The following is an 8,306-nucleotide window of genomic DNA, read 5'->3' on the forward strand; positions in this document are numbered from 1 at the left end:
GCTGCGCTGATACGCCCGGTCGAGCAGGCCGACGCGGCACCGCAGCGCCGGCCCCGGGTCCGGGCGTCACCCCGCGTCGCGCGGCCCGAGCACGGTGTCGATCAGGCCGTACTCCTTCGCCGCCACGGCCGTGAACACCCGGTCGCGGTCGGTGTCGACGCGGAGCTCCTCGAGGGTGCGACCGCTGTGCCTGGCCAGGATCGCCTCCATGTCGGACCGCACCCGCACCACCTCGTCGGCCGCGAGGATGAGGTCGGGGATCGCACCCCGCGACTGCCCGGCGGGCTGATGCAGCACAATGCGCGCGTGCGCGAGAGCGGCCCGCTCCCCCGGCGCCCCTGCCGCGACGAGCAGCGCCGCCGGACCGATGGCCTGGCCGACGCAGGTCGTGGCGATGCGGGGACGGATGTGCTGCATCGTGTCGTAGATCGCGAGCGCCGCCCCGGGATCGCCGCCCTCGCTGTTGATGTAGAACTGCACCGCGGAGTCGGGGCTGTCGGCGTCGAGGTGCAGCAGCTGTGCGATGAGCGCGTTCGCCACGCCCGCGTCGATGCCGGTGCCGAGGTAGATGACGCGTTCGGCCAGCAGGTGCGAGTACACGTCCATGACCCGCTCGCCGCGGGGGTGCTGGGCGATCACGTTGGGGATCGTGTAGCTGCTCATGCGTCCGCCCCCAGTCCCACGCGCGCGCGGCGTCGCGGCATGATGTCGGCCGTCGACTCCACGATCCGGTCGATGAAGCCGTACTCCTGCGCCTGCGTGGCGGTGTACCAGCGGTCGTGCAGGGAGTCCTCGAAGATCCGCTCCACGGGCTGACCGGTGTCGTGGGCGATGAGGCCGAGCACGGTGTCGCGCATGTGACGGAGGTCGTCCGCCTGCGCTTCGATCTCGACCGCGGATCCGCCGATGCCCGCTGAGCCCTGATGCATGAGGATGCGCGCGTGCGGCAGCGCCCGACGCTTGCCCGGTGTGCCCGCCGACAGCAGGAACTGTCCGGCGCTGCACGCGAGGCCGAGCGCGAGGGTCGAGACGTCGTTGGGCACGAGCCGCATGAGGTCGCGGATCGCGAGCATCGACGGCACGGACCCGCCGGGAGAGTGGATCCACAGGGCGATGTCGGCGACGGGGTCTTCTGCCGAGAGGCTGAGCAGCTGCGTCATCAGCAGCGTGCCGTTGTCGTCGTCGAGGGCGCCGTCGAGCACGAGCACGCGCTCGTGGAAGAGCGCGCGCCGGGCTTCCTGGCTGAACTGGGGTATGGGTTTCTCGTCGCTCATGACCCCAGCCTCCGCCGCTCCGGGAGCCGGTGGGTCGGTCTCCGCCGTGGGCGGATCCGCCGTGGGCAGAGGGCGTGTGCGCTGCCCGAAAGCCGCGCGTAACACCCCCGACTCACGACGCTCCTAGCCTCGAGCACATGGCGAGACAGAAGGCACCGGAATGGCAGTGGTCGGAAGACGGGATCAACTTCCGCACCCGCAAGTGGGTGCGCCCCGAAGACCTCAACGCGAACGGCACGCTGTTCGGCGGCAGCCTGCTGAAGTGGATCGATGAAGAGGCGGCGATCTACGCGATCGTGCAGCTGGGCAACTACCGCGCCGTGACGAAGCACATCTCCGCGATCACGTTCGAAGCGTCGGCGGTGCAGGGCGACCTGATCGAGATCGGCCTGCAGGCGACGCGGTTCGGCACCACGTCGCTGACGATGCGCGCGGTCGCCCGCAACATGATCACCCGCAAGCGCATCCTCACGATCGACGAGATCGTGTTCGTGAGCCTGGACGAGGACGGGATGCCGACCCCGCACGGCTATCGCGAGATCACCTACAACCGCGATCGCATGCCCACGGAGCGCATCGCCACCGGGACGGTCCGGCTGCCGAAGCTCTGAGCGGACGCCGCCGGGGGGAACGGCGTCCGCTCAGAAGAGAAGGGGTCAGGGGTCAGGCGGCCAGGGCGAGCGCGCGGCGGTGGGTGATCCGGTGCCCCACCCAGAACCCGATCGCGATGAGCCCGGCGAGCGCGACCCCGAGGATCCACGGGAGCATCGACGGCGCGGCGCCCGCGGTGGCGGTGGCGAGCGTGCCGGAGCCGTCGGCGATGCGCCCGTTGCCGGAGGCGAGGTCGGCCGCGCCCGCTTCGAGCGTCCCGCCGCCCGCGGCCAGGTCGCCCGATCCGTCCGCGACCGCGTCGGCTCCGGCGCTCAGCTCGCCCATGCCCGTGTGGAGGGCACTCGCGCCGGACTGCAGCGTGCCGATGCCGGTGGCCAGGGTGCTGGCGCCCTCGTCGAGCCGGCCGGCGCCGTCGTCGAGTCGCACGGTGCCGGCGTGCAGCGCGGAGGCACCGGTCGAGAGCGTGCCGAGGCCCTGCGTGAGCTTCGTCGCTCCGGCGCTGAGCTGGGCGGTTCCGGCCTGGAGCGCCTGCGTGCCGGCGACGAGCGCGGGGGCACCCTCCGGGGCGACCAGGGCGACCGTTCCTGGCCAGCCGAGTGCGGGGTCGCCGTTGGCGATGGCGTTGACCCCGGCCGTGACGCGCGCGGCACCGTCGGCCGCGCCGATGAGTCCCTGCGCGAGCGACGGTGCGGCGGCGGCCGGGGCCGCGAGGGCGTCGACGGCCTGATCGACACCGGCCGCGAGCTGCGCGAGCTGCTGCAGCTGCACGTTGGTCGGGTCGGCGGCGAGCATCCCGGCGAGGCTGTCCGCGAGTTGCTGCGATCGACCGGGGGCGGCCGTCGCGGCGTTCTGCAGCGCGGTCTTCGTGTCGGGATGGGCGAGCGTCTGCACCGAGGTCGTCACTCCGGCGCGGAGGGTGTCGCTCAGCGTGGTGGCACCCGCCAGCACGCCGGTCGTGTACTGGTGCGCGCCCGTCACGCCCGCCGACAGCCGGGTGGCGCCCGCGACGAGCTGCTGCGCGCCCGCATCGGCTGCGGCGGCACCGGCCGCGAGGTCCTGCGATCCGGCGAGCGCGGTCTGCGCGCCACCGCTCAGGCGGCTCGCACCGGCCTCGGCGTCCGCGGTGCCCGCGGCGAGGTCGCCCGCACCCGCAGCGAGGGCCGTGGCTCCCGCCGCCGCGGTGGTGGCACCGTCGCTCAGCTTCTGCGAGCCGTCCTCGGCGCTCGCGGCACCCGCGGCGAGGCCCTGCGTGCCGTCGGCGAGGGTCTGCGCGCCGTCGGACAGTTCGGCGGCACCGGCCGCGAGCTGCGCCGACCCGTCTTCTGCGGCGGTGGTGCCGTCGGCGAGCTCTGCGGCACCGGCGGCGATCTTGCTCGTGGTGGCGAAGAACAGCAGGATCATGGCGGCCAGCAGCAGGCTGAGCACGATCACGGCGATGCGCATGCCGAGGCCGTGCGCGTGGGGTGTTGCACTCGTCATTGAGGACTCCCGGGTGGTGTGTGGCGTCGTTGCCACGGGCGACTGTAGGGCCCCGGTCCCCCGCCGCACCGGAATTGCCGGACGATACCAAGTCCCAGCGCACGCGGGACTCAGTTTCTGGTGTTGGATGCACAAAGCGGCGTCCGCGCCCCCACCCCGCGAACGCCGCCCCGCGCCGTCGCCGCTAGCCCGGCAGGGAGGCGCCGCGGCCGGCCACCGCGACCGGGCCGGCGCCCTCGCCCGTCGAGCGCTCGGCGAGCACCGCGAACGCGCGGTCCAGGTCGGCGATCAGGTCGTCCGCATTCTCGAGGCCGATCGACAGCCGCAGCACGTCGGCGGCGGGTCGTGCCTCCGGGGGCACCGGACGATGCGTGAGAGCGGCAGGGTGCTGGATCAGCGAGTCCACGCCCCCGAGCGACACGGCGTGCGTGAACAGCGAGGTCGCCGACGCCACCGCCGACGCCGCCGCGTACCCGCCCCGCATCCGCATCGCGATCATGGCGCCCGTGCCGCGCATCTGCCGGCCGAGGATCCCGCGGGGATCCCCGTCGAGCCCCGGGTAGAAGACCTCGGCGACCTCTGGTCGGTCGATCAGCCACTGCACGAGGCGGCGAGCAGTGTCCTGCTGCTGCCGCACGCGCACGGGCAGCGTCGTGAGCCCGCGGTGGAGGAGATATGCGCCGAGCGGGTGCAGCAGCCCCCCGGTCACCGCACGCACTCGGCGCAGCGCTTCTGCGGTCTCCTCGTCGCAGGCGACGACACCGGCGATGACGTCGCCGTGGCCGCCGAGGTACTTGGTGGCGCTGTGCAGCGACATCGCCGCGCCCAGGTCGATCGGGTTCTGCAGCACCGGGGTGGCGAACGTGTTGTCGACCACGACCGGGACGCCGCCGGCCTGGCGCACCACGTCGGCGATGTCGGCGATGTCGAGCGTGGGGTTGGCGGGCGTCTCGACGACCACGAGCCCGGTGTCGGGACGGATCGACGCGGCGACCTCCTCGGGGCGGCAGTACGTGGTGTCGACGCCGAGCAGCCCCGAGCCCAGCAGGTGGTCGGTGCCGCCGTACAGCGGACGGACCGCGACCACGTGGCGGGTGCCCGTCGCACCGGTGCGGGCGAGGATCACCGCGGTCATGGCGGCCATGCCCGACGCGAACGCGACCGCGGCCTCCGCGTGCTCGAGCTCGGCGAGGGCCTCCTCGAAGCGCGCGACCGTGGGGTTCCAGAGTCGGGCGTAGACCATGCTGCCGTCGGCGGGCGGGCGGCCCCCGGTGGCCATGGCCTCGTACGAGTCGCCCCCGCGCTCGACATCGGGCAGCGGGTTGGTGGTGGACAGGTCGATCGGCAGCGCGTGGACGCCGAGCCCCTCCAGGTCGGAGCGGCCGCTGTGGACGGCGATCGTGTCGGGATGCAGCGGTGCGGTCATGCCTCCACGTTGCCGGAAACGTGAGAGAATCGCCGGAATTCGACAGCATCCGCGGGAACGGAGGCCTCATTCGATATTCTGTGCAACATCCGGCGGGTGGGAGGGCGGCACCTTGGCGAAAGCGCAACTCGACGAGACCGATCTGGAGCTGCTCGCGGCGCTGACCCGCGACGCGGAGATCACGAACAAGGCTCTCGCGCATCGGCTGGGGTTGGCCGAGTCCACGTGCGCGCACCGCGTGCGGGCACTGCGCGAGCGCGGCATCATCCGCGACACCCGTGTGCGGGTCGACGGCGCGGCGCTCGGATACCCGCTGCAGGCGATCATCAAGGTGCGCCTCGCCAATCACACCGGGCCGAAGGTGACGGCGCTCTTCGACGCCCTCGTCGCGGTGCCCCGCGTGCTGCAGGTGTTCCACGTCGCGGGCGTCGACGACTTCCTGGTGCACGTCGCGGTGGAGGATGCGACGGCGCTGCGCGACATCGTGCTGGAACACATCACGATCCACCCGGTCGTGCGCGGCACCGAGACCCAGCTCGTGTTCGAGCTCCGCGACGGCACCGGCCTGCTCCCCCGCTAGCTCATCCCCTTCCCGTCACCGACCGCTCTTACCCGTTCTGCCTCTCTCCGCACTTGTGTCGCAGTGAGCCGGTTGGTCGTGATGCCGACAACGATCGCTGCCCCGATCCCAACCGGGACACCGAGGGGCGACGGCAGGAACAGGGCCGCCGCGAGGAATGCCACGGGGAGCATCAGCATCCCGACGACGAACACGGCAGGGGGCGCATTGGTACTCATGCGCGGGCGTGGAGTCCTCTTCGTCGCCTCCACCATCGCCCTCCTCTGGCTCGCCTGACTGGAGCTCCCACCAGACTAGCGTCGTCAAATGAGGACACTGGTATACCTTCTCTCCGGTCGATGGGAGGACATGAGAAGCGGCGCGGGGCGTGCCGTCCGGCGGGCCGACGCGGAAAGATGGAGTGCACGCCAGCAAAGGAGCACCATGAGCCGCAGTGCCACCGCCGCCACGAACGCCGTCCGCGAGATGCGCGACTTCCTGTTCGAGCACGCCACGGACTATGCCGCCGCGCGGGCGGGATTCGCGTGGCCGCAGGTCGACGAATTCAACTTCGCCCTGGAGTGGTTCGACGTGGTGGCCGCCGAGAATCCGCAGCGCCCCGCCGTGCAGATCGTCGACGCCGACCTTCGCCTGCGGTCGTGGACGTACGGCGAGCTCTCCGCCCGCTCCGACCAGGTCGCATCCTGGCTCGCGGGGCTCGGCATCCGCCGCGGCGACCACGTGATCGTGATGCTCAACAACACGATCGAGCTGTGGGAGGTGATGCTGGCGATCACCAAGATCGGGGCGGTGTCGATCCCGACGTCCACGCTGCTGTCGGCCACCGACCTCGCCTATCGCGTGGAGCACGGCCGCGCCAGCGCCGTCGTCACCCTCGGGACTCTCGCCGAACGGGTCGACGATCTCGGCCCCGACATCCTCCGCATCGGCGTCGGCGAGGCCCCGCCCGCCTGGGCCCGCTACGCCGACTCCGCCGCCGCGCCCGCCGCGTTCGAGCCGGACGGCCCGACCCCCGCGTCCGACACCGCACTGCTGTACTTCACCTCGGGCACCACGAACCGGCCGAAGCTCGTGCAGCACACCCACGTCTCGTATCCGGTCGGGCACCTGTCGACCATGTGGTGGCTCGGGGTCCGCCCCGACGACGTGCACCTCAACATCTCGTCGCCCGGGTGGGCGAAGCACGCGTGGTCGAGCTTCTATTCGCCGTTCCTGGCCGAGGCCACCGTGTTCGTCTACGACTACGCCCGGTTCGACGCGAACACGCTCATGCAGGTCATGGACACCCACCACGTGTCGACGTTCTGCGCCCCGCCGACCGTGTGGCGCATGCTCATCCAGGCCGACCTGGGCCGCCTGACGCACCCTCCGCGCGAGCTGGTGGGCGCCGGCGAGCCCTTGAACCCCGAGGTCATCGACCGGGTGCGGGAGGCCTGGGGCGGCACCATCCGCGACGGTTTCGGCCAGACCGAGATGACGGCGTGCATCGGCAACTCCCCCGGGCAGCCGGTGAAGATCGGCTCGATGGGCCGCCCGTTGCCGGGATACCCGGTGGTGCTGCTCGACCCCGCCACGGGCGCGGTGGTCGAGCGGGAGGGCGAAATCGCGCTCGACCTGTCGCGCGCGCCGCTCGGACTCATGGCGGGGTACTACGACGACCCGGAGAAGACGGCGGAGTCACGCGCCGGCGGCTACCACCACACGGGCGACATCGCGGTGCGCGACGACGACGGCTACCTCACCTACATCGGGCGCTCCGACGACGTGTTCAAGGCCTCGGACTACAAGATCTCGCCGTTCGAGCTCGAGTCGGTGCTCCTGGAGCACGAGCTCGTGGTCGAGGCGGCCGTGATCCCCAGCCCCGACCCGACGCGGCTCGCGGTGCCGAAGGCGTACGTGTGCCTGACCGCGGATGCGGCGGACGAGACGGCCGCGGCGCGATCCGTGTTCGCGTACGCGCACGAGCGCCTGTCGTCGCACCTGTGGGTGCGGATCATCGAGTTCGTGCCGGAGCTGCCGAAGACCATCTCGGGCAAGATCCGTCGCGTGGAGCTGCGGGCGCGCGAGGCCGAGCGCGTCGCGTCGGGCGACGACTCACGGCAGCACCGCGACCGCGACTACCGCTGAGCGCTCAGGAGACGACGGCGACGGGCGACGTGGGCGTCGACGACGTCGCCGCCTTGACGACCGCGGCGACCTTCGGCGTCCCGGTCTTCGCGGGAGCCGCGGCCACCGGAAGCGCCTCGGCCGGCGCCTCGCTGCGGCGCGTCAGCCCCGCGGCGCCCACCATGCCGCGCACGACGCCGCCGATCGTGAGCATCAGCACGAGCGCGGAGCCCGAGATGATCAGCGGCAGCCACTGGCTGCCGAAAGACGCGGTGACGCTCAGCAGCGCCCCGACGATCCAGACCCCGACGGCCCCGCCGGTGAGACCACCGGCACCCCGCGCGATCGCGATCCCGGCGACGATCGCGCAGATCACGGCGATCGCCGCGCCCACGTATCCGATCGGAATCAGGACCGCTGCCAGCTCGCTGGCCACCCTCAATGTCGTCATGTTGACCCCCCGGTCTGCGGAATTCCCGCATTCTCGACACTAGAAGTGTGTCCCCTCCGGGCCATCCGTCTCAAGTCCGATCCGCATCATCCTCCAGAGGGATATATCGGCTGGATCGGCAACGCACACGAACGCCCCGCGGCCCTGGCGAGGACCGCGGGGCGCTCCGGAGGCATGGCGTCTCACCGGCTCCGCCAGGGACGCCGGGCACCGGCCTGGCCTACTGCTGCGCCGGAGCCTGGAACGCGTCCAGGATCCACCGGTTCTCCGCCTGCTGCCGCGGCTGCATCCCCAGCGGCACCGACTGCCGCTGTGGCACCGACTGCTGCACCGGAGCCTGGAACCCGTCCAGGATCCACCGGTTCTCCGCCTGCTGCC

8 protein-coding genes are annotated in these 8,306 nt (G+C 72.0%); 3 read left to right on the forward strand and 5 right to left on the reverse strand.

What is annotated here, in order from left to right; all coding sequences use genetic code 11:
• Positions 1-66 precede the first annotated feature (66 nt).
• A complete protein-coding gene (locus DW297_RS02385) occupies positions 67-663 on the reverse strand; it encodes a ClpP family protease (protein WP_136028998.1) in 597 nt (198 codons plus the stop codon).
• Positions 660-1,274, reverse strand: coding sequence for a ClpP family protease (locus DW297_RS02390; protein ID WP_136029000.1), 615 nt, complete (start codon positions 1,272-1,274; stop codon positions 660-662). The genes DW297_RS02385 and DW297_RS02390 overlap by 4 nt, the downstream gene beginning before the upstream one ends.
• 137 nt (positions 1,275-1,411) lie before the next feature.
• On the opposite strand from DW297_RS02390, the gene DW297_RS02395 reads away from it, so the two are divergent.
• Entirely contained in the window at positions 1,412-1,885 is a 474-nt protein-coding gene (locus tag DW297_RS02395) for an acyl-CoA thioesterase (RefSeq protein ID WP_136029001.1), read from the forward strand.
• A gap of 52 nt (positions 1,886-1,937) precedes the next feature.
• Here the strand turns inward: DW297_RS02395 and DW297_RS02400 are convergent, their stop codons facing one another.
• On the reverse strand, positions 1,938-3,365 hold the full coding sequence (locus DW297_RS02400) for a hypothetical protein (RefSeq protein ID WP_136029003.1): 1,428 nt from the start codon (positions 3,363-3,365) through the stop codon (positions 1,938-1,940).
• Positions 3,366-3,549: 184 nt separating this feature from the next.
• A complete protein-coding gene (locus tag DW297_RS02405; RefSeq protein WP_136029006.1) occupies positions 3,550-4,791 on the reverse strand; it encodes a trans-sulfuration enzyme family protein in 1,242 nt (413 codons plus the stop codon).
• Positions 4,792-4,903: 112 nt separating this feature from the next.
• Between DW297_RS02405 and DW297_RS02410 the strand changes: the two genes are divergently transcribed.
• Together DW297_RS02410 and DW297_RS02415 are read left to right on the forward strand one after the other, a co-directional pair.
• Positions 4,904-5,371, forward strand: a complete 468-nt coding sequence (locus DW297_RS02410; RefSeq protein ID WP_136029008.1) for an Lrp/AsnC family transcriptional regulator — start codon at positions 4,904-4,906, stop codon at positions 5,369-5,371.
• A 423-nt stretch (positions 5,372-5,794) separates the two neighbouring features.
• Positions 5,795-7,498 (forward strand): AMP-binding protein, encoded by a 1,704-nt coding sequence (locus tag DW297_RS02415; protein ID WP_136029010.1) that lies wholly within the window; start codon positions 5,795-5,797, stop codon positions 7,496-7,498.
• Between the two features lie 4 nt (positions 7,499-7,502).
• On the opposite strand, the gene DW297_RS02420 is transcribed toward DW297_RS02415, so the two are convergent.
• Positions 7,503-7,928 carry a hypothetical protein gene (locus DW297_RS02420; RefSeq protein ID WP_136029013.1) on the reverse strand — a complete coding sequence of 142 codons (426 nt, stop codon included), beginning with the start codon at positions 7,926-7,928 and terminating at the stop codon, positions 7,503-7,505.
• Between the last annotated feature and the right edge of the window lie 378 nt (positions 7,929-8,306).

The sequence above is a fragment of the Microbacterium sp. PF5 genome (genome assembly GCF_004794315.1).
Classification (GTDB): domain Bacteria; phylum Actinomycetota; class Actinomycetes; order Actinomycetales; family Microbacteriaceae; genus Microbacterium; species Microbacterium sufflavum.